This window comes from Rhodococcus sp. IC4_135 (genome assembly GCF_011602025.1).
Taxonomy (GTDB): Bacteria; Actinomycetota; Actinomycetes; order Mycobacteriales; family Mycobacteriaceae; genus Rhodococcus_F; species Rhodococcus_F baikonurensis.
The window spans coordinates 134,477-160,916 of the sequence record NZ_JAAOLG010000001.1; the positions used below are offsets into that span (position 1 = coordinate 134,477).

Annotated in this window: 28 protein-coding genes; 14 read left to right on the forward strand and 14 right to left on the reverse strand. The window is 63.3% G+C overall.

Annotated features, from left to right (window positions below; all coding sequences use genetic code 11):
- Window positions 1–166 precede the first annotated feature (166 nt).
- Window positions 167–1,324: an acyl-CoA dehydrogenase family protein gene (locus tag G8767_RS00695; protein WP_020970861.1), complete on the forward strand. Its 1,158-nt coding sequence runs from the start codon at window positions 167–169 to the stop codon at window positions 1,322–1,324.
- Between the two features lie 66 nt (window positions 1,325–1,390).
- Here G8767_RS00695 and G8767_RS00700 read toward each other — a convergent pair whose 3' ends face one another.
- Genes G8767_RS00700 through G8767_RS00710 form a run of 3 tightly spaced genes read right to left on the reverse strand, consistent with a single transcriptional unit; the run spans window position 1,391 to window position 4,513 of the window.
- On the reverse strand, window positions 1,391–2,611 hold the full coding sequence (locus G8767_RS00700; RefSeq protein WP_166809060.1) for a CoA transferase: 1,221 nt from the start codon (window positions 2,609–2,611) through the stop codon (window positions 1,391–1,393).
- Between the two features lie 31 nt (window positions 2,612–2,642).
- The gene (locus G8767_RS00705) at window positions 2,643–3,641 is read right to left on the reverse strand and encodes a MaoC family dehydratase (RefSeq protein ID WP_166809061.1); all 999 of its coding nucleotides are present in this window, start codon (window positions 3,639–3,641) and stop codon (window positions 2,643–2,645) included.
- On the reverse strand, window positions 3,638–4,513 hold the full coding sequence (locus tag G8767_RS00710; protein WP_166809062.1) for a CoA ester lyase: 876 nt from the start codon (window positions 4,511–4,513) through the stop codon (window positions 3,638–3,640). The genes G8767_RS00705 and G8767_RS00710 overlap by 4 nt, the downstream gene beginning before the upstream one ends.
- A 197-nt stretch (window positions 4,514–4,710) precedes the next feature.
- On the opposite strand from G8767_RS00710, the gene G8767_RS00715 reads away from it, so the two are divergent.
- The 5 genes from G8767_RS00715 (at window position 4,711) to G8767_RS00735 (ending at window position 8,884) form a co-directional block, all read left to right on the forward strand.
- A complete protein-coding gene (locus G8767_RS00715) occupies window positions 4,711–5,862 on the forward strand; it encodes an acyl-CoA dehydrogenase family protein (protein WP_095973186.1) in 1,152 nt (383 codons plus the stop codon).
- A gap of 31 nt (window positions 5,863–5,893) precedes the next feature.
- Complete coding sequence (locus G8767_RS00720) at window positions 5,894–6,640, forward strand: GntR family transcriptional regulator (RefSeq protein ID WP_166809063.1); 747 nt, start codon at window positions 5,894–5,896, stop codon at window positions 6,638–6,640.
- A gap of 104 nt (window positions 6,641–6,744) precedes the next feature.
- Window positions 6,745–7,197, forward strand: a complete 453-nt coding sequence (locus G8767_RS00725; RefSeq protein WP_095973159.1) for a MaoC family dehydratase — start codon at window positions 6,745–6,747, stop codon at window positions 7,195–7,197.
- Between the two features lie 40 nt (window positions 7,198–7,237).
- The gene (locus G8767_RS00730) at window positions 7,238–8,434 is read left to right on the forward strand and encodes an acetyl-CoA C-acetyltransferase (protein WP_166809064.1); all 1,197 of its coding nucleotides are present in this window, start codon (window positions 7,238–7,240) and stop codon (window positions 8,432–8,434) included.
- A 60-nt stretch (window positions 8,435–8,494) separates the two neighbouring features.
- Window positions 8,495–8,884, forward strand: a complete 390-nt coding sequence (locus tag G8767_RS00735) for a metalloregulator ArsR/SmtB family transcription factor (protein ID WP_095973161.1) — start codon at window positions 8,495–8,497, stop codon at window positions 8,882–8,884.
- Window positions 8,885–8,891: 7 nt separating this feature from the next.
- Here G8767_RS00735 and G8767_RS00740 read toward each other — a convergent pair whose 3' ends face one another.
- The 3 genes from G8767_RS00740 to G8767_RS00750 form a co-directional block, all read right to left on the reverse strand.
- Window positions 8,892–9,389 carry a hypothetical protein gene (locus G8767_RS00740; RefSeq protein ID WP_003940625.1) on the reverse strand — a complete coding sequence of 166 codons (498 nt, stop codon included), beginning with the start codon at window positions 9,387–9,389 and terminating at the stop codon, window positions 8,892–8,894.
- Between the two features lie 111 nt (window positions 9,390–9,500).
- Window positions 9,501–10,151, reverse strand: a complete 651-nt coding sequence (locus G8767_RS00745; protein WP_166809065.1) for a pyridoxamine 5'-phosphate oxidase family protein — start codon at window positions 10,149–10,151, stop codon at window positions 9,501–9,503.
- Between the two features lie 30 nt (window positions 10,152–10,181).
- Window positions 10,182–11,135 (reverse strand): DNA-3-methyladenine glycosylase, encoded by a 954-nt coding sequence (locus tag G8767_RS00750; protein ID WP_124569208.1) that lies wholly within the window; start codon window positions 11,133–11,135, stop codon window positions 10,182–10,184.
- Window positions 11,136–11,180: 45 nt separating this feature from the next.
- On the opposite strand from G8767_RS00750, the gene G8767_RS00755 reads away from it, so the two are divergent.
- The gene (locus G8767_RS00755) at window positions 11,181–11,732 is read left to right on the forward strand and encodes a ribonuclease H (RefSeq protein WP_007729467.1); all 552 of its coding nucleotides are present in this window, start codon (window positions 11,181–11,183) and stop codon (window positions 11,730–11,732) included.
- A gap of 5 nt (window positions 11,733–11,737) precedes the next feature.
- On the opposite strand, the gene G8767_RS00760 is transcribed toward G8767_RS00755, so the two are convergent.
- From G8767_RS00760 to G8767_RS00770, 3 genes are all read right to left on the reverse strand, one after another.
- Window positions 11,738–12,736 (reverse strand): acryloyl-CoA reductase, encoded by a 999-nt coding sequence (locus G8767_RS00760; RefSeq protein ID WP_166809066.1) that lies wholly within the window; start codon window positions 12,734–12,736, stop codon window positions 11,738–11,740.
- Between the two features lie 81 nt (window positions 12,737–12,817).
- Entirely contained in the window at window positions 12,818–13,951 is a 1,134-nt protein-coding gene (locus G8767_RS00765) for a 12-oxophytodienoate reductase (protein WP_124569210.1), read from the reverse strand.
- Between the two features lie 4 nt (window positions 13,952–13,955).
- A complete protein-coding gene (locus tag G8767_RS00770; protein ID WP_166809067.1) occupies window positions 13,956–14,483 on the reverse strand; it encodes a nuclear transport factor 2 family protein in 528 nt (175 codons plus the stop codon).
- A 125-nt stretch (window positions 14,484–14,608) separates the two neighbouring features.
- Between G8767_RS00770 and G8767_RS00775 the strand changes: the two genes are divergently transcribed.
- Window positions 14,609–15,514 (forward strand): amidohydrolase family protein, encoded by a 906-nt coding sequence (locus tag G8767_RS00775; protein WP_346842950.1) that lies wholly within the window; start codon window positions 14,609–14,611, stop codon window positions 15,512–15,514.
- A gap of 22 nt (window positions 15,515–15,536) precedes the next feature.
- Here the strand turns inward: G8767_RS00775 and G8767_RS00780 are convergent, their stop codons facing one another.
- Window positions 15,537–16,280: an SDR family oxidoreductase gene (locus tag G8767_RS00780; RefSeq protein ID WP_166809068.1), complete on the reverse strand. Its 744-nt coding sequence runs from the start codon at window positions 16,278–16,280 to the stop codon at window positions 15,537–15,539.
- 27 nt (window positions 16,281–16,307) lie between these two features.
- Window positions 16,308–17,246, reverse strand: coding sequence for a 3-oxoacyl-ACP reductase (locus tag G8767_RS00785; protein WP_095973168.1), 939 nt, complete (start codon window positions 17,244–17,246; stop codon window positions 16,308–16,310).
- A 275-nt stretch (window positions 17,247–17,521) separates the two neighbouring features.
- On the opposite strand from G8767_RS00785, the gene G8767_RS00790 reads away from it, so the two are divergent.
- Both G8767_RS00790 and G8767_RS00795 read left to right on the forward strand, forming a co-directional pair.
- Window positions 17,522–17,665 carry a hypothetical protein gene (locus tag G8767_RS00790; protein ID WP_166809069.1) on the forward strand — a complete coding sequence of 48 codons (144 nt, stop codon included), beginning with the start codon at window positions 17,522–17,524 and terminating at the stop codon, window positions 17,663–17,665.
- Window positions 17,666–17,733: 68 nt separating this feature from the next.
- The gene (locus G8767_RS00795; RefSeq protein ID WP_166809070.1) at window positions 17,734–19,329 is read left to right on the forward strand and encodes an acyl-CoA synthetase; all 1,596 of its coding nucleotides are present in this window, start codon (window positions 17,734–17,736) and stop codon (window positions 19,327–19,329) included.
- Between the two features lie 56 nt (window positions 19,330–19,385).
- Here the strand turns inward: G8767_RS00795 and G8767_RS00800 are convergent, their stop codons facing one another.
- The 3 genes from G8767_RS00800 to G8767_RS00810 form a co-directional block, all read right to left on the reverse strand.
- Window positions 19,386–20,633, reverse strand: coding sequence for an Nramp family divalent metal transporter (locus G8767_RS00800; RefSeq protein ID WP_095973170.1), 1,248 nt, complete (start codon window positions 20,631–20,633; stop codon window positions 19,386–19,388).
- Between the two features lie 128 nt (window positions 20,634–20,761).
- Window positions 20,762–21,253, reverse strand: coding sequence for a nuclear transport factor 2 family protein (locus tag G8767_RS00805; RefSeq protein WP_166809071.1), 492 nt, complete (start codon window positions 21,251–21,253; stop codon window positions 20,762–20,764).
- 32 nt (window positions 21,254–21,285) lie between these two features.
- The gene (locus G8767_RS00810) at window positions 21,286–22,161 is read right to left on the reverse strand and encodes a TIGR03619 family F420-dependent LLM class oxidoreductase (RefSeq protein ID WP_166809072.1); all 876 of its coding nucleotides are present in this window, start codon (window positions 22,159–22,161) and stop codon (window positions 21,286–21,288) included.
- A gap of 138 nt (window positions 22,162–22,299) precedes the next feature.
- Here G8767_RS00810 and G8767_RS00815 point away from each other — a divergent pair, with 138 nt between their 5' ends.
- The 4 genes from G8767_RS00815 to bphC all read left to right on the forward strand — a co-directional run bounded on the left by G8767_RS00815 (window position 22,300) and on the right by bphC (window position 26,414).
- Window positions 22,300–23,208 (forward strand): IclR family transcriptional regulator, encoded by a 909-nt coding sequence (locus tag G8767_RS00815; RefSeq protein ID WP_095973173.1) that lies wholly within the window; start codon window positions 22,300–22,302, stop codon window positions 23,206–23,208.
- A 76-nt stretch (window positions 23,209–23,284) separates the two neighbouring features.
- Window positions 23,285–24,154 (forward strand): alpha/beta fold hydrolase, encoded by an 870-nt coding sequence (locus G8767_RS00820; protein ID WP_019745379.1) that lies wholly within the window; start codon window positions 23,285–23,287, stop codon window positions 24,152–24,154.
- A gap of 125 nt (window positions 24,155–24,279) precedes the next feature.
- A complete protein-coding gene (locus G8767_RS00825; RefSeq protein WP_003940250.1) occupies window positions 24,280–25,458 on the forward strand; it encodes an acyl-CoA dehydrogenase family protein in 1,179 nt (392 codons plus the stop codon).
- Window positions 25,459–25,493: 35 nt separating this feature from the next.
- Window positions 25,494–26,414, forward strand: a complete 921-nt coding sequence (gene bphC / locus G8767_RS00830; protein ID WP_095968411.1) for a biphenyl-2,3-diol 1,2-dioxygenase — start codon at window positions 25,494–25,496, stop codon at window positions 26,412–26,414.
- The last annotated feature ends 26 nt before the right edge of the window (window positions 26,415–26,440 follow it).

Below are 26,440 nucleotides of genomic sequence, written 5' to 3' on the forward strand. Positions count from 1 at the left end.
GTCGCGTCGATGATCGGAACGATAGCGGTTGCCTATGTATCGCAGGTCAGGCCATATTGGTACGCCCTATCGGAGCAATAGCCGATGAGTGTTGGATCGGATGCGGAACATTGAGGCAAGGTGAGATCAGGATCACCCTGTTCCCTCGACCGACTGGAGTTCATACATGCAGCGCACCGTGTTCAACGAGGATCACGAGGCATTCCGGGCTACCGTCCGCGATTTCATCGCGAAGGAAGTAACCCCGGTCCACGAGAAGTGGGAAGAGGACGGTCACCCGCCCCGCGATTTCTACCGACGACTCGGAGAGTTGGGCGTACTCGGAATTCAGGTGCCGGAGGAATACGGCGGAGGCGGCGAGAAGTCGCTCAAGTTCAACGTCGTCGTCGCCGAGGAAGTTGCTGCCGCCGGGGCTTCCTTCGGCTCGCAGTCGGTGCATACGAACCTGATCCTGCCCTACCTGCTCGAGTACGCGAACGACGAGCAGAAGAGTCGCTGGTTGCCGGGCTTCGCTTCCGGAGATCTGATGTTCGCGATCGCGATGACCGAACCGGGAACAGGGTCGGATCTGGCGAACATCGCGACGACGGCCAAGCTGTCGGAGGACGGTACGCACTACGTGGTCAACGGTTCCAAGACGTTCATCACCGGCGGGGTACTTGCCGATCGCGTCCTGGTGGTGTGCCGCACCGCGCCCAGCACAGCGGAGAACCGACGCACCGGGTTGTCGATTCTGGTGGTCGACACGTCGTCGCCCGGATACTCGGTGGGGCGCAAGATCAACAAGATCGGTCTCAAGACCTCCGACACCGCGGAGCTTTCGTTTGTCGACGTACAGGTACCCGTCGAGGACAGGCTCGGAGAAGAAGGCGACGGATTCAGCTACCTGACCCACAACCTGGCTCAGGAGCGCCTGACTATCGCGTTCGGAGCGGCCGCCACTGCCAGTGCAGCGCTTCGCTTTGCCATCGACTACGTCAAGGACCGCAAGGTGTTCGGCAAGCCGGTTGCGGCATTCCAGAACACCAAATTCGTTCTGGCTGAATGTGCCACCGAGGTCGATGCCATCCAGTTGGTGTCCGACAACGCACTCGAATGTCATGACCGTGGCACGCTGACGATTCCCGATGCAGCGAAGGCGAAACTGTTCTGCACCGAGGCGGCAGGTCGAGTGATCGACAAGTGCCTCCAACTCCACGGCGGATACGGGTACATCACGGAGTATCCGATCGCACGCCTCTACGCCGATACGCGTGTCACGAGAATCTACGGTGGCACAAGTGAAGTCATGAAGACCATCATCGCGAAGGATCTTGGTCTCTGAATTGCTCGTTGCATGTTTTCGGCCTCGGAACTGTGTTCCGAGGCCGAAAGTAAGTTCGTGAGTGGGTCAGTTCGCCGGAACCCCGACGACGCCGTCCGCAATGAGCGTCGAGGCGTGATCAGCGGTGGTTCCGAGGATGTCGGTGAGCACCGCGACCGAATCGCCGCCGACCTCGGAGGCCGGTCCGGTGCTCAGATGCGTGCCGTCGAACGACGCCGGGTTGGCGGCAGCGAGATAACTTCCGATTCGAGGCTGGTCGAGTGCGGAGAACATCGGGTTGTTCTCGAGTTCACCGGATTTCACAACCTCCTCGAAACTACGGTACCTCTCGAACAGTACTGACGACTGGTCCAGCGCGGCAGTGATCTCGGCGGCGCTGTGTTCCCGGAACCAGTGTGAGAACAGGGCTGTCAGGACCTCTCGATGACGGTAGCGGTCCGCTTCGGTGGAGAAATCGGCTCCGAGGGCGGCTTCGACGGCGTCGACAGCCGCCGCGGTGCCGGTGACCGACGCAAGGTCACGGAAATGGCGAGTAGTGAGTGCAATGATCATGAACCGGTCGTTGTCGTTGGAGACGAAATCGATTCCGTACGTGCCGTAGACGGCGTTCCCGCCGGACTCGCGACTGCGGCCGTTCACCTGTACTTCGGTGAGGTAGCCGAGGGTTCCCGCGGTGGCCAATGCGACGTCTTCGAGTGGCAGCGTGATCTGCGTGCCGTGTCCGGTCGAGTCACGTTGGCGCACAGCGGCAGTGATCGACAGGGCGGCGTAGAGCCCGCACGCGACGTCCCAGGCCGGCAAGGCGTGATTGACAACTCCGGCGTAGTCCGCGGGGCCGGTGATCTGTGGGAATCCCAACGCGGCGTTGACCGTGTAGTCGACGCCGGGGCTGCCGTCGCGGCGTCCGAGAACCTCGAGGGTGATGACGTCGCTACGCAATTGGGCCAGGGAGTCGTGGCCCATCCAGGTGCGTCCGCCGGCATTGGTGACCAGGATTCCCCCGCCGGGTCCCGGAGCCGTGACCAGCTGCCGAATCAGTTCTTGGCCGCGCTCGGCGCGCATGTCCACTGACAGTGACCGTTTACCTTTGTTGAGTCCGGTCCAGTAGATGCTTTCACCGTTGTCGGTGACTGGCCAGCGCTTGTAATCGGAGGCACCGCCGATCGGGTCGATCCGGATCACCTCGGCGCCGAGCTGGGAGAGAGTCAGTCCGCACAGGGGCGCGGCGACAAAGCTCGAGACCTCGACGATTCGAAGCCCGGACAACGGGCCAAGGGTCTGATTCATCTGTGTTCCTCCGTGGTGGAAAAGTGTGTGCTCATGCCATCAACACAGTGAAACGCCAGTCGAGGACCGGGGTGTGTGCTGCAGAAGCATTGTGAGAGAACACGAGTGAACGTAGCTGCACTGCGGTTCCATGTTCGAGGGGCGACGAGCCTTCGACGTGTAGTTCGCTGGTGAGGGTATCGCCCTCGTGCACGGGCCCGGTGTGATCGCACGAGTGCCACCCGAGCACTGTCACCAAGTTCGGCAGAGCGCGGGTTGCCTGGGCGAGTGCAATCCCGATGGTGTGGCCGCCGTAGACGAGGCGACCGTGGGCGCCGACGCGCTCGTCGTGGTGCGTCGCTGCGATGTTCAAGCTCAGCCGGGCAAGCTCGGGGGCGCTGGAGACGACGTCGCCGCTGCTGCGAAACACCGAACCCAACAGGTCGGATTCGAAGTGCCTGCCGGGTACGCGCTCTCGATACGTGTCGAGGTCCCAGCCGTCAGGTGACAGGTACGGATCCGGTTCGGACGGACCGATCGCCCCGAGGTCGTCGGCGTGGCGAACTCGCGCCTCGATCGGATCGGGGCTCAGTGGGAGCATGGCGCAGCGGTAGAAGTCGAGGACCGTGTTGCCGTTCTGGTCGGTGGACGTCATCCGCAGCGCGGCAAGACCGGTGCAAGCGCGTCCCGGCTTGGCCGAGTTCTCCCTCAGCCCGACCACCTCGGTTCGTGTGTACAGGGTGTCGCCGAGCACCGGGAAGCGGTGGAATCGCAGTCCACGGTAGAAGAGGTTTGCCTTGACGTGGTGTGTGACCACGGTCGACTGGCCGATGGCGATGTCGGTGACGAGACCTGGATTCGCCACTGGTGCAGCGGAACCCGTGACACTCGACGACAGATGTGCGTCGAGCGGCAGGCGCATGCGGTCGCCGAGGATCGCCTGATGGGCGGCGGCGAGTCCACTGGTCAACGTGACCGCGGGGGCTTCGTCGAATACCTGTCCGTGGGTGAGGTCGTCGAAGTACGGTCCTCCGACGTAGTGCTCGCTCATACAGTGACTCCTTCGGCTCGGGCAAGCGTACGACGCGCTGCCACGGCCACTGCCTCGTCGAGCATCTGGCCGTCGAGCTGGGCGGCACCCGAACCCAGGGTTTCGGCCTCTTCGAGTGCGGTCAGTACCCGTCTGGCGTCACGGACGGCGTCGTCCGAGGGGGTGAATGCGATAGTGGCCGAGTCGATTTGCGCCGGGTGGATGACCCATTTGCCGTCGAACCCGAGAGCGCTGGTCCAGTGCGCGGCGTGTCGGAAAGCGTCGTCGTCGGTGATGCCGAGGAAGGGCCCGTCGATTGCTGCGACGCCGGCTGCGCGGCAGGCGATCAGGATTCTGTCCTGAATGGCAAGCCAGTGTTCAGGCAGTGCCGAGCGTGAGCGACCCAGCGCTGCACCGAGATCGGCGTATCCGATGATCGCGGCCTGCAGACGAGGAGTCGCGCGGGCGATGGAGTCGGCATTCTGGACGCCGAGCGGAGTTTCGATCAGGGCTTGCAGGGTGGTGTGGTTCCCACCGGCAGTGAAGAGGATGTGCTCGGCCTCGAGTAGTTCGTCGGCGGACTCGACCTTCGGGACGATCACGCTCGTCAGCGATTCCTCGAGGCTGCCGCAGGCGATCAGGTCGTCGCGGGCCCACGGCGTGGTCAGGCCGTTGATTCGGACCGAGATGGTGCGCGCCCCACCGAACTCGAGCACCAAGGAGCTCACGAGGGTTCGTGCCAGGTCCTTGTTCGACGAAGTGACGGCATCTTCGAGGTCGAGAATCACCTCGTCCGCGCACGAAGAGAGTGCTTTGCGGGCCTTGCGCTCGTCCGAACCCGGTGCGACCAGGGACGCGCGGCGTCTGGTCGCGCGGTAGTGGTTCTCGTCCATGTGTGTCGATTACCTCGATCTGGGGATCAAATGTACGGCCAGTTGCGAAATAGATGAGCTGCCGTGAACGGCGTTGATGTGCACCGAACTGCCTCGATGCTGGCAGTTGCTGCGTATCGATGTCAAGGCCGGTATTGACATTGCGCGAACAATATCGAAATATGGCCGTACAAACTTTTTCAAGTCGAGGCGGATTCATGCTCAAGCTCAACGACGAAGAGACATTTCTGATCGAAACCGTGCGCCGGTTCGTCGACCGAGAGGTCAAGCCCACGGTCCAGGAGGTGGAGCACGCGAACGAGTATCCCGAGAAGTGGATCGATCAGATGAAGCAGATCGGGATCTACGGCCTCGCGATTCCCGAGGAGTACGGCGGATCGCCGGTGTCGATGCCTTGTTATGCGCAGGTGACGCAGGAACTGTCGCGAGGGTGGATGTCCTTGGCGGGAGCGATGGGTGGACACACGGTGGTCGCGAAGCTCATCTCGCTGTTCGGTACCGAAGAGCAGAAGGTGAAGTACCTGCCGCGAATGGCAACCGGCGAGATCCGGGCAACCATGGCGCTCACCGAGCCCGGCGGAGGCTCCGATCTGCAGGCCATGACGACCAACGCCAAGAGTGACGGCACAGATCTGATCATCAACGGCGCAAAGACATGGATCACCAATGCCCGCCGGTCCGGCGTGATCGCATTACTGTGCAAGACCGATCCCAGCGCAAGCCCTCGTCATGCGGGCATCTCGATCGTCCTCGTCGAGCACGGCGAAGGGCTGACCGTCTCTCGCGACCTCCCGAAGCTCGGATACAAGGGCGTAGAGAGTTGCGAACTGTCCTTCGACAATTACCGCATCTCCGAGTCGGCCATTCTGGGCGGTGCTCCCGGAAAGGGCTTCGCGCAGATGATGAAGGGGCTGGAGACCGGCCGTATCCAGGTGGCTTGCCGCGCACTGGGCGTCGCCACGGCCGCTCTCGAGGATTCACTTGCCTACGCGCAACAGCGCGAGAGCTTCGGCCAGCCGATCTGGAAGCACCAGTCGATCGGCAATTACCTCGCCGACATGGCAACGAAACTGACCGCCGCGCGGCAGCTGACCTGGCACGCGGCGCAGATGTACGACAGCGGCGAGCGCTGTGACATGGAGGCAGGCATGGCCAAGCTGTACGCCTCCGAGGTGGCGATGGAAATCGCGTTGTCCGCCGTCCGCATCCACGGCGGCTACGGCTACTCGACGGAGTACGACGTCGAGCGGTATTTCCGTGATGCACCACTGATGATCGTCGGGGAGGGAACCAACGAAATTCAGCGCAACGTGATCGTTTCGCAGCTGGTTGCCCGCGGCGGTCTGTGACGGAGCGGTGAGCAAGTAGGATCATGTCGCTATGAGCGGTAAGGAAAGAGAGACGGAGCCGGCGTACCAACGCCTCTCTCGTGAGCTTCGTCAGCAGATCTCTGCCGGTACCTACCGCGACGGCATTCAACTGCCCACCGAATCCGAACTGGCGCAGCATCACGGCGTGAGTCGGCAGACGGTCCGCCGAGCCTTTCACGACCTGGTTGCCGAGGGCATCGTGTACCGAGTACCCGGGCGCGGAACGTTCGTGACCGAGAACAGCGGCCGCTATCTCCGTCATCTCGGATCCATCGAAGATCTCATGAACCTTTCGCGGGACACGACGATGGAAGTTGTGTCACCGCTGCAACGGCGCGTGGACATCGAGGCGGCCAGTCGGCTTCGGCTCGACACCGACGTCGTGTACACCGTGGTCTTCCGGCGGATACACGAGGGAGTTCCGTTCGTGCAGACGACGGCGCATCTGCCGGAGGCGATCGCGCGGCAGATCATCGACCTGCCCGCCATGGCGGCCGGTGCGGTGAGCGCCAATACGGTGATCGGCCTGCTGGAACCGCTGATCGACAGTCCGATTGTCGAAGCAGCACAATCGATCACGGTGTCCCCGGCAACGGCGGACGTTGCCAGGGACGTCGGTTGCGAAATCGGCCACGCCATGTTGCGGGTGGACCGTTTGTACTCCAACGCGCAGGGCGTTGCCAACGAGTTGTCGGTGAGCTACTTCTTGCCGGAGCAGTACACGTATCGGGTGACACTGCGCCGGGGCGCACATTAGAACTGCGCCGGGGCGCACATTAGAACTGCGCCGGGGCGCACATTAGAACTGCGCCGCGGCGCTGTTGCTTTTCTTTGCTGTTCAACACCTTTCAGGAGAGAACTATGCGAATTTTCAATGGAATCGACGACGTGGAGACAGCTGTCGGTGAGCACTTGGGCTACAGCGCGTGGTTCCCGGTCACGCAGGATCGGATCGACAAGTTCGCCGACGCCACCGAGGATCACCAGTGGATTCACGTGGATCCCGAGCGGGCAGCGCAGGGTCCGTACGGCGGCACCATCGCCCACGGCTATCTGACTCTTTCGTTGTTGCCAGTGCTCGGTGCTCAGGTGATGCGTGTCGACGGAATCTCCATGACCGTGAACTACGGCAGCAACAAGGTGCGATTCCCCGAACCGGTCAAGGTCGGTTCTTCGGTGCGAGCCGGTGCGGAGATTCTTTCTTTCGAGCGCTCCGCGAAGGGCGCGACGATTGTCGTGCGGTACACGATCGAAATCGAAGGAGCGGGTAAGCCTGCGCTGGTGGCGGATACCGTGCGCCTGTTGGTCTCCTGATTCCTTTTCCATTCTTCCAGAACGAGATTCGAGGTCAGTTGTGAAACGAGCAGCATTGGTCGCGCCGGTCAGAACCGCGGTGGGCCGGTTCGGAGGGGCACTTCGTGACGTGTCTGCGGAAAGTTTGGCTGCCACTGTCGTCAAGGAGACCGTGCGTCGCAGCGGAATCGATCCGTCTCGCATCGACGACGTCGCGATGGGGCAGTCGTATGCTAATTCGGAGGCACCGTGCATCGGCAGGTGGGCGGCGCTCGAAGCCGGGTTGCCGATTTCGGTAGCCGGCTTCCAGACCGATCGCCGATGTGGAACGGGTCTGCAGGCCATCGTTACCGCAGCCATGATGGTCCAGACGGGTGCGGCCGACGTGGTTCTCGCGGGTGGCGTCGAATCGATGAGCGGGATCGAGCACTACACCACCGGGGCGCGGTGGGGCACCAAATCCGGTGGGCTGCAACTGTTCGACCGCCTCGATCGTGGCCGCGAGCGCTCGCAACCCGAGTGGCGATTCGGCCGGATCAGCGGAATGATCGAAACGGCCGAGAACGTCGCGACACGCTGCGGGATCACGCGGGAAGAGTCGGACGCCTTCGCTGTCGAGAGTCACCGAAAAGCAACACTGGCAAGAGATTCCGGCCGATTCGATGCCGAAATCGTTGCCGTCGAACAGACTGATCGAAAAGGGAACGTCACACAGTTTCGTGCTGACGAGGGGATCCGTCCGGATACCTCACTCGAAACCCTGGCACGGCTGCGTGCGGTGACACAGGGAGGCGTCGTGACCGCCGGTAACGCCAGCCAGCAGAACGACGCTGCGGCAGCGATGTTGGTGGTCGCCGAGGATCGTCTGGACGAGCTGGGGCTGGAACCCATCGGGTTCCTCGACAGCTGGGCCGCGGCCGGTTGTGAACCGGCGCTGATGGGCCTCGGGCCGGTTGCCGCCGTCTCGAAACTGTTTGCTCGAACAGGGGCAGGCTTTGACGACTTCGATCTGGTCGAGCTGAACGAGGCGTTTGCGTGCCAGGTTCTCGGCGTCGTGAAGGAATGGGGCTTCGAGGACCTCGATCGCCTGAACGTCAACGGTTCCGGCATCTCACTAGGGCACCCCGTGGGAGCGACGGGTGCGCGTATGGCAACGACCGCGCTTCACGAACTCGGCCGACGCGGCGGCGGAAAAGCACTGTTGACCATGTGTATCGGCGGTGGCCAGGGTATGGCGGCCGTGGTGGAGTCCGCCTGACGGGGTTCGCTTCTGGGTACACTTGCGGCGGGGGATCGGAAGTTCTACGGAGGCAGTCGGTTGACGAATGCAGGTGCAGCAGACACCAGCGGCGCGCTGAGCATCGAGGATGTTCGTCGCGCCAGGGCTGCACTCGAGGGTCTGGACGTCACCAGTTGGTCCGGTCGCTTCGAGCTGCTCTCCGACGCAAACCGTCTGCGTCTGCTGCTCTGCCTTCACCACGCACCGGGGATCTGCGTCACGGATCTGTCCGTGGCGCTGGGGATGAGCGGCACTGCGGTCTCACATGCGCTGCGCCTACTGCGTAGCCAGGGGTGGGTGAGCGCGACGCGCGACGGCCGATCGATGCGATACCAACTGGCAGACGACACCGTTCACCAGCTGTTGCATTCGATCGGCGCCACACATTTTCACGACGAGACACCCACCCCCGGGCACACGCACAGCTGAGCGTCTCTCAAGGAGTCGCGAAGAACTTCTCGACGGCCGGCGCAGCGTTCGGGTTTCCGTTGGTGATTCCCGCGCCGACTCCGGCAACCGTGCCGATGACTCCACCGACGATGCAGCCGGCGATGAAGTTCGGGAAGATCGACAGGCAGCCGATTCCGACGCCGAGGTTGGCTCCGATGAGCGTCGACTGCAAGCCGCCGTTGTTCCAGCCGATATTGACCTCGTTGGCCATCGTGTCGAACGCGGCTTGCTTCGGATCGTTACCGGGGAAGAGCATCAACGCCGCCTGGCTGTTCGACTCGGCGGTCGGGGTCAGTAGGGGCTGGGACGGATCGAAGCCCGCATTCGGGGGCGCTGCGACCGCGGTGCCGGCTCCGGCGCCGACTGCGGCGACAACGAGAACGGACATGGTGAGAGTTCGGGACAGTTTCATGGGGACGGCCAATCTGTCTGTGTGGAACCAGTCGTGAATGGTGGCGGTGCAGTTCGTTAGCCAGAACTCCACCGTCTGGATCGATCGTGCGGACCTCCTCGGGCACAACGGGACCCGTCGTCTCCGCGCGACGGGCCGTGTTTGGTGGCTACCCGACTCCGGGTGCCCTGAAACCGCCCAGTCTCATTCGTTCTTCGACAAACGCGCGCGCAATTCCTCGACCTCGGCTGTGAGCCGGTCGACCTCGGCTTGCAGGGGTTGGCGTGCCAGAGCGAGGGATTCGTCCATGCGCTCCTTGTCGAAGCGAGGTGTGATGTTTCGACTGCAGTTCCAGTCGAACGCTTCGACCTCGATGACGATGGAACGCTGGGCTTTTGCGGTCATGGTGCCGCCGGGAACTTGCAAGAGCTGTTGCAGTAGTGCAGGGTCCTGGTCCGCCTCGATCACCTGCGCATGCCCGTAGATCTTCAATCTCGTCCGCGTCGGGTAGTCGATGACGAACAGCGAGATGCGATTGTTCGCTTCCAGATTGCCGAGTGTCACGAATTGCTGATTGCCGGGAAGATCGGCGAATCCGATTCGATTCGGACCCAACACATGCAGGATTCCGCGCGGGCCGCCGCGATGTTGGACGTACGGCCACCCGTCGGGCGTCACCGTGGACATGAAGAAGGAATCCACGGATTTCACGAATCCCTGAGCGCGGAAATCGAATTCCATCGGGCCTTCGTCGGGCTGATCGAGTTTCGAACCGTAGACGGTGAAACTCCCGGTCGACCGCTGACGCTCCACCGCAGCGGGGGAGAAGGCGATGTGTGCGTATCGGGTCGACATTTCTTGTCTCCTGGTTCTCGGTGCAAACCCTCAGTGCCAGCGGTGGTCGGCAACGGCAGTTCGCGGACCGAACTTGGGTTTGACGGCTTGGCCGCTGACCTGCAGAAGCCTCACGGCGCGGTATCGATGCGGTTGAAGGGGCGCGAGGTACTCCACCATCTCGGCGTCGTCTATCGGTTCACCCAGCAGTGACCACCCGACGACGGCAGCGAGGTGGTAGTCGCCGACCGAGAGTGCATCGGAATCGCCGAAGGCGCGCTGAGCCACTTCGGCGGCAGTCCAGATTCCGACGCCGGGCACCGCTCGCAATCGTTTGGTCGCTTCGGCCCGGGGGAACGTGGATGCCTGCTCGAGGCGGTCGGCGACGCGAGCACACTGAACGATCGTCTTGGACCTCGCGGGATCGACGTTCGCGCGATGGAACTCCCATGACGGCATTCGACGCCATTGGTCCGCGGTGAGTGGAACTCGCATTCCGTCGGGTGCCGGGCCGGGCGGGCGCTCACCGAACTTGGTCAGCAGGCGGCGCCACGCGGCAAACGCGTCGATGCCGTGGACGCGTTGCTCGAGGATCGCGGGAACGAGAGCTTCCATGACGCGGCCGGTGCGGCCGATGCGCAGATGCGGGAAGCGTCGATGAGCTTCGGCGAGCTTGGGATGTTCGGGGGCGAAATCTTCGGCTTCGTCGTCGAGACCGAGCAACGCTTCGGCGCCGATCAGTAATTCCGTGGCGCCGGGACCCCACGCCTGCACCCGCACCGAGTGGCGATCCGACTGAGTGATGCGGTAGGTCACAGGACCCGAAAGTTGGCGGGAAACTCGCCAGATCGCTCCGTCGGCGGACCGCCGATGTGCGGGGTCGCCGGGTCCGCGCTGATGCGGGCTGAGCGTCAGCGCGGCATCGAGTGGTCGCTGAGAAGTCACCGTGACTTCGTCGACCGGAGATAGCGGCGTCATCGAGGTCAGCGTATCGCCACCGTCCATCCTCCGTTAAGGCGTGTGTCGGTGGCGCAACGTATTGTCCGAGCCATGATCATCGTGAGCACCGACGGATCCTGTCTGCGAAACCCCGGCGGGGCTATCGGCTGGGCGTGGGTCAATCACGAGGGTCCGAGCATGTCCGGCGGAGAAGCGTCCGGCACCAACCAGATTGCCGAGTTGCGTGCTCTGTTCGAGGCCGTCGTCGCCCATCCCGGTGCAGATCCTCTGCTCATCGAATCCGACTCGCAGTACGCCATCAAGTGCGCTTCCGAATGGTTGCCCAGCTGGAAGCGCAAGGGCTGGAAGACCGCGAGCGGCGGGGCGGTCAAGAACCTCGAATTGGTGCAGAGTATCGATCGAGCCATCACCGATCGTGTCGGACCGGTGCGCTTCCGCTGGGTGCGCGGGCATGTTGGCAACCACTACAACGAAATGGCAGACAAGCTGGCCGGCGAAGCCGCACGCGCCATCGTCTCGGGGGACATCGCGTCGGTGCCGCTTGCTGCCCCGGTGAAGAAGGAGCCGACCGCCGTGAACTCTCCGTACAAAGAGAAGTCCACGACGGCCGAAGAGCCGGCAGATCTTTTCACACTTTTCTGAGCGGTTCAGAAACCGTCGGCAACCTGAACCAGCGCACGGCCGGTGTACTTGCCTTCGCGTACCTGATCGATCACCGAGACGACGTCGCGGACGGCAACGAGGTTCGTGATCTCTTTCAGATGACGTGGTGCGAGGTCGGAGCCCAGACGGGCCCACAGCGCGCGACGGGGTTCGATCGGCATCAATACCGAGTCCATGCCCAGCAGTGAGACTCCGCGGAGAATGAACGGCAGCACGGTCGTAGGCAGCGCGGCGCCACCGGTCAATCCGCTGGCGGCCACAACACCGCCGTAGTTGATCGTGCTCAGAACGTGAGCGAGGGTCTTTCCACCGACGCAGTCGACGGCCGCCGCCCACTGAGATTTTCCGAGCGGGCGAGGCTTGGCGTCGGGATCCTCGGGGAGCCGGCCGATCACCGAAGACGCACCGAGTGAGACCAGAAGGTCTGCCGCGCCGGGCTTGCCGCTGGAGGCGACCACGTCGAAGCCTGCGCTTGCCAGAAGGTCGACACTGACGGTGCCGACTCCGCCGCTCGCGCCCGTCACCAGGACGGGACCGTCGGCGGGCGTCACTCCGCTGGCCAGAATGGCTTGGACACTCATGGCCGCGGTGAATCCTGCCGTGCCGATCGCAGCAGCGTCGGCGGTGGAAATGCCGTCGAGCTTCACGACCCACTCGGCAGGCAAACGGGCGATCTCGGCGTAGCCGCCGTTGCGGGCGGTCCCGATCTCGTAACCATGTGCGACGACCTTGTCGCCTGGGGCGAATGCGTCGGACTCGGAGGCAATGACCTCGCCGGCGACGTCGATGCCGGGGACGATCGGGTACTCGCGAACTACCCCGCCTTTCGGGGTGACCGCGAGCGCGTCCTTGTAGTTGACGCTCGAATACTCGACGCGAATGGTGACCTCACCTGCGGGGAGGAAGGACTCGTCGACGGTTTCGGGGGCGAAGTCGATGGTGCCGTCGCTTTCGCGGGCGACCCAGGCGTTGAAGGTAGTCATAGGTCGAACATAAAGGCCTTCGGCCCTGTGCGCCTTGTCGGTAGTGCGAACTACCGGAAAGGCGCACAGGGGGCGGAGCCCCTAGATCAAGCTGCCCTCATGCACCGCTCGATCGAACGCGGGCAGCGGACCACCGTCGCGCAGGGTCGACGCCAACGCCGGATCGGCGAGATGGAGGCGGCCGATCGCGATCAGATCGAACTCACCGCTGCCGATGCGCTCCTCGAGCTGTGGGATGTTGTCCACCACCGGCGCAACGCCTTCGATGCGGCTGTCCCGCAGCGACTTTCCGATGCCGACGCTGCCGACCGCCATCGTGACGGCGCCGGTCAGTTTCTTCGCCCAACCCGCTAGCGAGAGATCGCTGCCTTCGAAGGCCGGGACGTCGAAACGCCTGATGCTGGCATCGAGAACGTCGACTCCGGCGTCGACCAGCGCGCCCAGGATGACGCCCAACTCCTCGGGAGTTTCCGCGATCTTGGCGGTGAAATCCTGCTGCTTGTGCTGCGAGAAACGGTAGATGATCGGCAGATCCGGTCCGATGGCCGCACGGATCGCAGCGACGACGGCGGCCGGGAACTTGGTACGACGCTCCAGGTCGCCGCCCCACGCGTCGTCGCGCTGGTTGGTGCCCTCCCAGAAGAAGGAGTCGAGGAGGTAGCCGTGACCGCCGTGGATCGCGATGCCGTCGAAGCCGAGTTCGACGGCGTGCTTCGCGCTGCGGACGTACGCGTCGATGACGTCCTGGATGTCCTGCTCGGTCATCGCTTCGGTGCTCGCCTGTGCGCGCTCGACGTAGGCAGCAGAGTACGAGGTGACGCCGAGCGGGCCCCATTCACCGGAGGGGCGCATCGGCTTGAGTGAGGGGTCCATTTGCGTCATCGCACCCCACAGCGGTCCGACGTGCCAGAGCTGAGGCACGATCTTGCCGCCCGCAGCGTGCACGTCGTCGACTACCTTGCGCCAGCCGGCCTGAGCGGCAGGGGTGTGGAGGTTGGGGACATTGGCGTGATCGACAGCAGTCTCGTGATCGATCGCGACGCCCTCGGTGACGATCAGTCCGGTTCCGCCCTCGGCGCGTCGGCGGTAGTAGTCGGCGACGTCGCGCCCGGGCACGCCCTCGATGGAGTACGTGCGCGTCATCGGCGACATGACTATGCGGTTGGACAATTCGAGCGAACGGATACGGAGCGGTTGGAACAGCGGGTTGGTCACTTCGTCACAGCGCTTTCATGAATCGGAAGAATCCGGGGTCCTGGTCGACACGGAGCCGCGTGAGCGTTCGGTAGCTGATCAGCCACCTGCCGTCTTCTTTGCGGTATTCCTCGTGGTAGTGGCCGTAGCCGTGTAGATGCAGTTCTTTCTCGCCGTCGTTCCACCACAGCATGTCCTCCATCGCCCAGATACCGGTTGCGGTGGTGGGCGAGGTCAGCACGATTTCGGGAGTGTGTGCGTGGTGTGCCGTGGTGAGGGGGATGTCGCCGTCGAGCATGTTCCGAATTGCCGCGGTGAGCTTGTCGATACCCACTACCTGGTTCGAGGTGTCACCGGTCTTGGGTTGCTTGTCCGTCGGGAGTCCGCCCCACGTCTCACTGACGACGTCTGCGGTGTGCAGGGTCGGGTAGACGTGCCACTGCTTGGTGTCCATGCAGCGTAGGCGCGCGGCGAAGACACGTTTGATTTCCTCGATTGCGAGCAGTTCCTCGACGGCACTGATCGACCCCACTTCGGACTCGGCCTGAGACATTCAACCTCCAACGGTGATCGGCAAGATGGGTTCACACTCGGGTGCTCATGGCGGGCCGTCAACGACCTGTCCCGGTGAGCGCGACGGCGCTCGGTATGGTCGAGCGAACGAAAGGGGTGTCAGACGTGTGTACCGAAGAGGTCCCATCGACCGGACCGGAAGAGATCGCCGAGGTTCGGGCTTTCTGGCGCGAGTTGGGTGTTCCGGGCGTGATCGACGTCCATACCCATTTCATGCCGAAGAGCGTCATGGACAAGGTGTGGGGTTACTTCGATTCGGCGGGCCCGATGATCGGGCGACCATGGCCCATCGCCTACCGCCTTGCCGAGGAGGAACGGGTACACCGTCTCCGCGAGTTCGGCGTCCGAGCTTTCACGTCCATGATCTACCCGCACAAGCACGCGATGGCCGAGTGGCTCAACCAGTGGGCCGTCGAGTTTGCCGCGCAAACACCCGATTGCCTGCACACGGCCACTTTCTATCCCGAGGAGTCGGCAGCGTCGTACGTCGGGAAGGCGTTGGAGTCGGGTGCGCGAATCTTCAAGTCCCACATCCAGGTCGGCAACTACGATCCGAACGACCCTCTGCTCGACAACGTCTGGGGTCAACTCGAAGACTCCGAGACACCCATCGTGATCCACTGTGGATCGGGCCCGGCGCCGGGGGAGTACACGGGGCCCGATCGCATTGCTTCGCTGCTGTCACGGTACCCGCGCCTGTCGTTGATCGTCGCGCACATGGGGATGCCCGAGTACAGCGAATTCCTCGATCTGGCAGAGGCTTACGGCAACGTTCGCCTGGATACGACCATGGCCTTCACCGACTTCACGGAAGAGCAGTGTGCCTTCCCGAAGGCCGACGTGTCACGGCTCGTCGACATGCAGGACCGCATCCTGTTCGGCAGCGACTTCCCCAACATCCCGTACCCGTATCTCACGGCCTTGCAAGCGGTTACACGCTTCGATCTCGGAGACGAGTGGCTGCGAGCCGTCGTGCACGACAACGCTGCCAAGCTCTTCTCGGTGAGCTGAGTCTCACCGAGAAGTATTTCGCTCAGCGCAATTTGATGCTGCCGCCGTCGGCCATCAACGTCTGTCCGGTCATGTACTTGGAATCCTCGCTCGCCAGGAATACCACGACGGGAGCGATGTCGGTTTCGGGATCACCGATGCGTCCGAGCGGTACCTTGGCAACCGATGCGGCTGCACGTTCGGGGAAGGCTTCCTGCCACTTGACGACGCCTTCGGTGGCAGCGAACGGGCAGACCACGTTGACCCGAATGCCTTCCGGCGCCCACTCGTTGGCGACGACGCGCGTCAGGCCTCGCACAGCTTCCTTGGCCGCAGCGTAGGACGTCTGGGTGGGCATTCCGTCCAAACCTGAACCCGATGCGAAGTTGACGACCGAACCCTTGGTCTTCGCGAGTTCGTCGTGGCACGCCTGCATCAGGTGGACAACGGGGTAGAAACCGGTGTTGAAGGACAGGTCGAACATGTCCTGCGTGGTTTCGAGCAACGGAGCCTGACGGGACGCGTGAGCGTTGTTCACCAGGATGTCGAGCTTGCCGAAAGCCGCGAGCGCAGCGTCACGGATCTGCTCGGCCGAACCGGCAGCAGCAAGGTCGACGTTCAGAAACTTGCCGGAGCCGGCCAGTTCTTGTTCGAGGGCCTGGCCCTGCTCGTCGTTGATGTCGACGAACAGGACCTTCGCGCCTTCACGGGCGAAGACTCGGGTGATGGCGCGACCGATTCCACCGGCGCCGCCGGTGACGATCGCTACCTTGCCGTTCAACCTCATGAAAACGCTCCTCTTCGTCAGTGCTGCTTAAACTGTTGCGGTCTCGTCGACTGCAAGTGCGATCTTTTCGAGGCCGGCGACGCTGTAGGCGGCATAGGTCTCGTACGGCCCACGGCCGGAGAAGTAGGACGAGAGCTGGCCACCGAGTTCTTCGACCGTGAACGCGGATCCGGCTGCGTCGAAACGGTTCTCGACCTTGGGTGCTTCCATCAACGCCACCATCTTGCCGTAGACGACGAATACCTGACCGTTGATCTCGTCGGAATCGGGGGATGCGAGGTAGCTGACCAGGGTCGCGACGCGCTCGGGTGCAAGCGGATCGAGGCCGACGACGCCGGTGTTGTTCTCGCCGAAGGCTTCTGCCGTCATGGCGGTGCGGGCGCGGGGGCAGATCGCGTTGGTGCGGACGCCGTAGCGGGAGAGACCTGCTGCGCTCGAGAGCGTCAGCGCGGTGATACCGGCCTTGGCTGCCGAGTAGTTGGGCTGTCCGGCGCTGCCGAAGAGAAAGGCTTCGGAAGAGGTATTGATGATGCGGCCGTAGACCGGTGCGTCGGCGGCCTTGCTGGCTGCGCGCCAGTGGACTGCGGCTGCGTGTGAGGTGGCGGCGTGACCCTTGAGGTGTACGCGGATGACGTCGTCCCAATCGGATTCGGTCAGGTTGAAGATCATCTTGTCGCGCAGGATGCCTGCATTGTTGACGAGGATGTCGAAGGATCCGAAGTTCTTGACGGCCTCTTCGATGATGCGCCCGCCGAGTGACCAATCGGAGACGTCGCCGGTGATGGCGAGTGCCTGTCCGCCTGCTGCCTTGATCTCGTCGACCACGTCGTTGGCCGCTGCCCCCATGTCGTTGACGATGACGGCTGCGCCGGCAGCGGCGAGTCCGAGTGCCTCGGCGCGACCCAGGCCGGCGCCGGCGCCGGTGACGGCGGCAACTTTGCCTTCCAAGCTCAGTGATTGCGTCATGTCGTGCTCCTTCGATCCGGTCTGGCGAGTAGGTTCAACAAAATTAGTATTCATTCTAATTTGAAGTCGAGAGTTCGGTTGTCGTTCCGAAAAAATCATTCGAGCAAAATCAGAATTAGTTCTAGTTTTGAGCAGAAGATCGGCCGAAAGACGAGTAGTCTCACTGAGCGGGAGCGGTGATCTGGGTCACGAGCGGCGCATGCCACCTTGGGTCGACGCGGCGACCCCACCGCGTACGCGCCCTGCGTCACCACCGATCCTGTCCCGGAGCCACCATGGTTGTCGACACCCAGAAACGTCCCCATCTCACACCGCCGTCGGAGATCCTCACGGCGGGATCGGCTTTCGCGACTTCTGGTGGCGCAACGGGTGAATCCGCCCAGTTCTTGGCCGCATTCGTCGGCACCAGGGTCGGATAGTTCTCACCGAAAACGCAGTACGGTCGGTCCCGAATTCCCCGGGCCGGACATCAAGGAAGGCACCAGTAGTGTCACTGAATTTGGCAGATCTGTACGAGGGCATTTCGGATTTGATTCCGGACCGCACCGCACTCGTGTGCGATGGCCGTCGTCGCACCTACGTCGAACTGGACGAGGGATCGAACCGCATTGCCCGGCACTTGGCGAGTGTCGGTGTCGGGCCGGGCGATCACGTCGCTCTGCACATGCGCAACAGCATCGAGTTCGTCGAGAGTTTGCTCGGCTGCCTCAAGATTCGCGCAGTCCCGATCAACGTCAACTATCGCTACGTCGACGCCGAACTGACCTACCTGTACAACGATTCGCAGTCGGTAGCGCTGATCGTGGACGAGGAGTTCGTTCCCGTCGTGGAGACTGTCCTCCCGGCCGCGCCCGGAATCAAACACGTCGTTGTCGTCGGCGAGTCGGTGGTCCGCGACATCGAAGGCGTCGACGTCGTTCGATATGCCGACGCTGCCGCGGAGCAGCCCGCTACTCGTGACTTCGCGCCCCGCAGCAACGACGACCTCTTCGTCATCTACACCGGTGGCACGACGGGTATGCCCAAGGGGGTCATGTGGCGTCACGAGGATTTCTACTTCGCGGCACTCACCGGCGGAAATCCGTTCGGTCCGCCGCACACCACCGCTGAAGCTCTGTACGCCGCGGTCCCGAACGTGCCCGCGATGAACATGCTCAGCACTGCACCGTTGATGCACGGCGCAGCGTCGTACTCGCTGTTCACCGGATTCTTCATGGGCGCCAACGCAATTCTCATGGCGCGCTTCGACGCGAAGACGACCCTGCAGCTCGCCGGGAGTGAGAAGGCCGTCTCCATCACCGTCGTCGGAGATGCGATGGCGCGTCCGCTCGCAGACGAATTGGCTGCCAATGCTGCGGATTACGATCTCAGCACGGTCGGAATGGTCTCGTCGGGCGGAGCATTGTTCTCGCTCTCCCTGCGCGAGCAGCTCAAGTCCATACTCCCGAACCTGGTGATCCGCGACGGATTCGGCTCCTCGGAGTCGGGCGTCGACGGCAATCTCGAGATCGGCGAAGACGGTTTGATGCGCATCGCGGCTCGCGACGAGACCCGCGTCGTGGACGAAAGGATGCGGCCGCTGGAGCCGGGATCTCCCGAGACCGGGTACATCGCTCGCAGTGGTCACGTGCCGGTCGGCTACTTCAATGATCCGGTCAAGACCGCGGCTACGTTCCCGGTGATCGACGGGGTGAGGATGTCGGTGCTCGGCGACGTCGGACGTGTCGAAGCCGACGGCTCGATCGTCCTGCTGGGGCGCGGTTCTCAGTGCATCAACACCGGTGGGGAGAAGGTGTATCCCGAGGAGGTCGAGCAGGCACTCAAGAGTCACCCGGCTGTGCTCGACGCACTGGTCGCGGGAATTCCGGATGCGAAGTTCGGTGAGCGCGTCGCTGCGGTCATCACGACCCGCGAAGGCTTCGACGTCCCGGACGCTGCCGAGATCGGTGAGCATTGCGCGTCGCAGGTCGCTCGGTACAAAGTGCCGCGCACCGTCATGAACGTTCCGTCGATCAGGCGTTCTCCCAGCGGAAAGGCCGATTACCGCTGGGCCAAGGCCACTCTCGCCGAGCAAGCCTCCTAGTCCGGCCGGAGCCGTCCAGCGCGTTTGTGAGGGACGCGTTGGGTGGCTCCGGTGCTCTAGCCTGTCACCGTCAGAACCAGCAGAGCGACGTTGAGTGCAACGATCAAGCCCGCCGCAATCCACGCCGCGACGGTCGTGATCGGGGCATTTCGCGCGTCGCCCATGAGTTCGGGGTCCGAGGTCATACGCACCAGCGGGATGATCGCGAAGGGGATGCACAGGCTCAAGACCACTTGGCTGAGCACGAGCGCCAGCGTCGGGTCGACGCCGAGTCCGAGAACGATCAGCGCCGGGATGAGAGTGACGATTCGGCGTGTGATCACCGGAATGCGAATGGCCAGAAGACCGTGCATGATCTCGGCGCCGGCTGCGCATCCCACGGAGGTCGACGCGAGTCCCGAGGCGAGGAGCCCGATTGCGAAGACAACGGCCACGCCCGGGCCGAGCGAATTCTCGATCGCGGCATGCGCGCCGTCGATGGTGTCGGTGCCGGGTACTCCGCGCAGAGCCGAAGCGGCCAGAAGCAGCATGCCGATGTTCACGCCGCCCGCGATGATCAAGGCGACGACGACATCCCAACGGGTGACTTTGAGTAGTCGCTGCAACCGTGGCCCGGGTTTGATGTGGCCGTGGCGATCACGTGCCAATGCGGAGTGAAGGTAGATCGCGTGCGGCATGACCGTGGCGCCGAGCATGCTGGCGGCGAGCAGTACGGTCTCGGTGCCTTCGAAGCGGGGCACCAGTCCCGCGACTGCTTCGCTGCCGGAGACGTCGGTGAAGGCGAGCCCGGTCAGGAAGCCGATCGTGATGATGGCCAGTAATCCCATGACCACGAACTCGAAAGTGCGCTGTCCGCGCCGACTTTGAATCGTCAGGATCACCATCGACACGCATCCGGTGATCAGCCCGCCGAGGAAGAGCGGGATGTTGAAGAGCAGGTTGAGTGCGATGGCGCCGCCGATGACTTCGGCGACGTCGGTCGCGATCGCCATCATCTCGGCTTGGAGCCAGAACGCGCGACGGTTGTTCTTGCGTAGCCGCTGACCGAGCATCTCGGGCAAGGATCTGCCGGAGACCAACCCGAGTTTCGCGGACAGATACTGCACCAGGACGGCCATCGCGTTGGCGAGGACGAGCACCCAGATGAGGAGATAGCCGTACTTCGCGCCGGCTGTGAGGTTGGCGGCGACGTTGCCCGGATCGACGTACGCGATTGCCGCGACGAACGCCGGACCGAGCAGAGCGATGGATCTCCCCGTAGGTCGTCGGCGCGGAGTCGTCGGCTCTTGCGTACTGGTGCTCATCGGTCTCCTGGTCACACGTACTCGGACCTGTTGGTTCGAATAAGTGAACTATAGAGTTCGGGGAGCCAAACTTTCAACAGCTGTGCGCGGTTAGCGACCGCAGAGGGTCCTTAACCGCGCACAGGGGGTTAGGCCGTCACCCCGGCGGCCAGGAGAGCGCGGGCCTCGGGCCGTCCGTCGAGGAGGGCGTTGGTACGCAGTTCGACCTTCCACTCGCCGTCCGTCTTGATCAGTTCCCAGCGGTTCGCGGTGATACGGAGGACCTTGAACCCCGTCGGGTTCTCGGGGTCCTTGATGACCAACTGTGAATGGCAGGTTGCGACGGCCTTGTTGCCGTCGATGCGGATGTGCGCTGGCGTCATCATGTGGGCCGCGCCGTTCATGATCCAGTTCTGGTGAGAGGCGCTGTGAACCATGGCCCGGAGTTCGCCGCGGCCGTGCATCGCGCCGGTGTCGACGTCGTAGACGCCGTCCTCGAGCCACAGGTTCGCGACCGCGTCGGCTGATCCACTGTCGACGGCAGGGCTGTAGGTGGTCAGCAGTTCGGTGATCGCGAGTTTGTCCTCGAGCAATTCCACTCGGGCCAGCAGAGATTCGATCAGGGCGGTCGTGTCGGTCATGGGTACGTCCTTTACTCGGGAAGGTTGACGGATCAGGAAGTGGTGAAAGCGACGCCCTCGGTGAGGGCGATTCGGTGAAGTTCTTCGAGTTGTTCGCGGTAGTGCTCGACGTTTCGAGCGCCGATCGAGCAACTGGCGATGGTCGCCCCGGCGTCGCGGACGCGAGTGAGGGCACGAAGCGTGGATTCGGGATTGCCGAGGGGGTCGAGCGGAGCGCCGGCGGGGAGGACGACGTCGAATCCGTCGGGGAGCGTCGTGGCGTCGAGCATTTCCTTCAGTTCGGAGAATCGCAGCCCGAACGGAACCCAACCGTCGCCGTGTGCGGTGGCCCGGCGCAACGACCTCTTGGTCCTGCCGCCGATCCACAGGGGTACGCGCTTCTGGACGGCATGGGGTTCGACGACGAATCCGGAGTAGTCGTAGAACTCGCCGTGATACTCCGGAGTCGGCGTCGACAGTGATGCACGAAGTGCTGCCAGAGCATCGTCGGCACGCGCTCCCCGGTCGACGAACGGAGCATTTATGAGATCGAATTCTTGTTTCAGAGTTCCGACTCCGAGCCCGAGTATCAGGCGTCCGTTGCTGACGCGATCCAGTGTTCCGTAGCGCTTGGCGATCTCGAGTGGGTGGTGATAACCCAGTACCAGCACCTGCGTCGCCAAGAGGATTCGCGACGTGCGGGCGGCCAGATAGCCCAGTGTGGCGAGTGGATCCCAATAGGTTCCGCCGCGTTCGGTGGCAATCTCTTCGGGAACTGCTACGTGCTCACTGCAGGTCAGATGATGGAAACCGAGTCGATCCGCCGTAGCGGCCACTGTGGCGATCTCACCGATGTCGGCACTCGCCTCCCACTCCGAACGTGTGCTCGGGTGCTGAATCAGGACCGGCGTGACGATTCCCAGGTGCATCGGGCGTTTATAGCCCTCCTGCTCGCGCGGCAGCGGGGGAATTACCGCTGATCGGGATCGAAAAGGTGGATTCACTTTCCAGGAACTGTGACCTGGGTTATAGTCGGTAGAATCAATTCCAGTTTTCGGGAGGCGTCCATGACCATCGTTGACATGAACGACACACTGTCCACCGTCCAGACTGCCGGTGGGCAACCCAAGAAGGATCTGCCGCCGTCGATGGTCGAGCGGATGACGCTGATTCTCGACGCCTTCGACGGCCGTGCCGCGCGGCTGACGCTGGAAGAGGTCGCGTGCCGTACTCAGTTGCCGCGGTCCACCGTCCACCGCATTCTCGATCAGCTCGTCAAGCTGGACTGGGTCGATCACGCATCGTTCGGCTACTGCCTCGGGCGCCGCGCACTCGGCCTCGGTGGTGGCGACGGCGGCCACAGCCAGATCCGCGAAGCCGCAGCACCGCTTCTGCACGAACTGCACCTGCAGACCGGCATGGTCGTTCACCTGTCGGTGCTCGACGGACGCGAGAGTGTCTACCTCGACAAGGTCGGCGGACGGTTTGCCGCGGCCCTGCCGTCCCGCGTCGGCGGCAGAGTGCTCGCTCATTCGACGGCCGGCGGCAAGGCGATGCTGGCATGGATCGACCCCGAGCGCGTCGACGCTCTGTTCGGGTCGGCTCTTCCCCGCTGCACCGAGAACACGATCACCGACGTCGCTGTGCTCCATCAGGAACTGAACCGCATCCGTCAGCGTCGGGGACTGGCCTTCGAACGCGGGGAGTCGGCGCGTGGAGTCGCGTGCGTGGCTTCGGCAATTCGCGGACACGAGGGTCCCGTCGGCAGCATCGCGTTGTGTGGCGACATGCGGACCGCTCAGCTCGAGCGAGTTGCTCCGCTGGTCGTCGACGCGGCTCGTGAGGTCTCGCGGACGTTGTACCCCGAACTGGGTGCTCCTCGCCGCGGCCGCAAGACGCCTCCCGTTCCGACCAATACGTTCTCGGCGGAGACGATGGATCGCCTGCTGGCAGCGTCGTCCGACCACTGGATCTGACGTATTTCGATCGACTTGTCTCGCTGATCGGGACGGGTCATAGCAGCTCAGCGGTACTGATGGCACCGTTCGGACCATGACGACTGAACTGAGCTACGAGGGAACTCTGAAGGAACTGCAGACCGATCTCGGTGTGCTCCGGTACCACGAAGCCGGCGACGGCCCGCCGCTCCTGCTGCTGCACGGATCGGGCCCCGGTGTCACCGGTTGGCGTAACTACCGTGGCGTTCTCGCGGACTTCGCGGAGCACTTCCACTGCTACGTTCTCGAGTTCCCCGGATTCGGCGTCAGCGATCCCGGCCCCGACCACCCGATGATGATGGCGCAGGCATCGGTCGGGATGTTCCTCGACGGCCTCGGACTCGGACCGGTCCACATGATCGGCAACTCCATGGGCGGCATCGTCGCCACCAAGGTCGCGATCGACGAACCGCACCGCGTGAGCAAGCTCGTCACCATCGGCGGAATGGGCAAGAACACCTTCTCTCCCGGTCCCGGTGAAGGCATCAAACTCCTCATGGAGTTCACCGACAACCCCACCCGCGAAGCTCTGGTCCGGTGGTTGCATTCGATGGTCTTCGACCGTGCCGTCGTCACCGAGCAACTCATCGAAGAGCGTTGGGCCCTGGCCACCGAGCCGACGACGCTCGAGATCGCCCGTCGTATGTACAGCAGCAAGGCCATGGCCGCCATGGGCGCAGCTGCCGCTGCATCGACCGCCGTGCCGTACTGGGCGCAGCTGAACAAGATCAAGGCACCGACGCTGTTGACCTGGGGACGCGACGACCGCGTCAGCCCCGTGGACATGGCCATACTGCCGATGCGCGACATCCCGAACGGCGAAGTTCACATCTTCCCCAACTGCGGACACTGGACGATGATCGAAGCCCGTGACGCCTGGGTTGCGTCCGTTCTGGCATTCCTGACGCGTCCAGAAGGCAAGTAATGGGTGCTCCCACTCACCGGGAAGCGTTTCTGCACTTCGGCGGGCTACCTGCCACCGTTTCACCAACAGATTTTCATTCTGCCTAGGCACTCGCCGGGTACCGAAACCAGAAAGCCGGAAAAATCATGGGTCAGGTTCTGGACAACATCTCACAGTTCGCCGACGAGATCCGCGCCGACGGAGTCGAGGGCGACAAGCTGATGCGCTTGACGGACGGCAGCGCGAAGCGACTGCGCGACTCCGGCGTCATTCGGATGTTCCAGCCGAAGGAATTCGGAGGCCTCGAGGCACATCCGCGTGAATTCGCCGAGACGGCAATGGCTATCGGCGCGATGGACGGTGCCACGGGTTGGGTCAGCGGCATCGTCGGTGTGCATCCGTGGGAGCTTGCGTTCTTCGACCGCAAGGCTCAGGAAGAGGTGTGGGGAACCGATCCCGATACGTGGATGGCGTCGCCGTATGCGCCGATGGGCGTAGCGAGGCCGGTCGAGGGTGGGTACATCCTCAACGGTCGCTGGTCGTTCTCGTCCGGTACCGATCACTGTGACTGGATCATGATCGGCGCGATGGTCGGTGACGAATCCGGTAAGCCGTTGATGCCGCCGAAGCACCTGCACGTACTGCTGCCGCGCTCTGATTACGACATCGACCAGGACAGCTGGAATGTCGTGGGCCTGCGCGGAACCGGGTCGAAGGACCTGATCGTCAAGGACGCATTCCTGCCCACCTACCGCACGATCGACGCCGGAAAGGTGTACGACGGGACGGCGTGGAAGGAAGCGGGCCGTACGGAGACGTTGTACAAGTTCCCGTTCTCGTGCATTTTCCCGCTGGGAATCACCTCGTCGTTGATCGGTATCGCGGAGGGTGCGTTGGCGTGCAACATGGCTGCGCAGCGTGAGCGTGTGACGGTCAGTGGTGTTCCGATCAAGGAAGATCCGTACGTGCTGTTCGCGATCGGTGAGGCGGCGGCCGAGATCGCTGCTTCTCGGGCTGCGATCTTGGAGACGGTGGATCGTTTCTGGGACATGACCGAGAAGGGTCAGGAAGTTTCGTTCGAGCTTCGTGCGATCGGTCGCCGTACGCAGACTGCTGCGGCGTGGCGGGCGGTGCGGGCGGTGGACGAGATCTTTGCTCGTTCCGGTGGTGGCGCGTTGCAGTTGAACACGCCGATGCAGCGGTTCTGGCGTGATGCGCATGCTGGTTTGGCGCATGCGATTCACGTGCCTGGTTCCATTTTCCACGCGTCGACGCTCTCGCAGCTCGGTGGCGAACCTCAGGGCATCCACCGCTCGATGATCTAGTCCCACAATCACTCTCGAAGCAAGGACGGTTAGGCATGACTGAAATTCGGGGCCTGGGGTATCTCAGGATCCAAACGCAGGACGTGGCTCGCTGGCGCGAGCTCGTGGTCGACGGACTCGGCCTCGCGGTCGGTAGTGGCCCGGAAGCCGACGGCCTCTACTTGCGCCTGGACGAGCGTCGTGCGCGACTGATCGTCCTGCCCGGCGAGACGGACAAGGCCCTCGCAGTGGGCTGGGAAGTGCGAGATCAGTTCGCGCTCCAGCGCGTTCGTGAAGCAGTGGAGAAGGCCGGAGTCGAGGTCGAGGTTCTTTCCGAGGTCGACGCAAGCTACCGCGATGCCGAGCAGGTCATCGCATTCGACGATCCCAACGGCAACCGCGTCGAGGTCTTCTTCGGACCGGTGCTCGACCACAGCCCGTTGGTCACCCCGCACGGCGGCCGTTTCGTCACCGGCGATCAGGGCCTCGGCCATGTGGTGCTTCCGGTTACGCGTTTCGACGAGGCGTACACCTTCTACACCGAGGTGCTCGGATTCCTCCCGCGCGGTTCCATCCGTCTCGGCGGAATCGATGCGCCGCCGCCGGCTCGCCGCGTTCGCTTCATGGGTGTCAACCAACGCCACCACAGCCTGGCGCTGTGCCCGGCGCCGCCGGTGGACGAGCCCGGTCTCGTGCACCTGATGATGGAAGCAGAGACTCTCGACGCCGTCGGTCAGGCTCTCGATCGTGTTGCCAAGCTCGGCTTCTCGATCTCCTCGACGTTGGGTCGCCACACGAACGACAAGATGGTGTCGTTCTACGTGCGCGCACCGGGTGGCTGGGATCTCGAGTTCGGTTGCGAAGGCATGCTTGTCGACGAAACCTTCTACACCGCTGAGGAAATCACGGCGGACAGCTACTGGGGCCACGACTGGTCCGACAGTGAACCGCTGGCCGCGTTCACTCCCAAGAGCTAGTTCTGACGCAACGAAAAAGCTCGGTC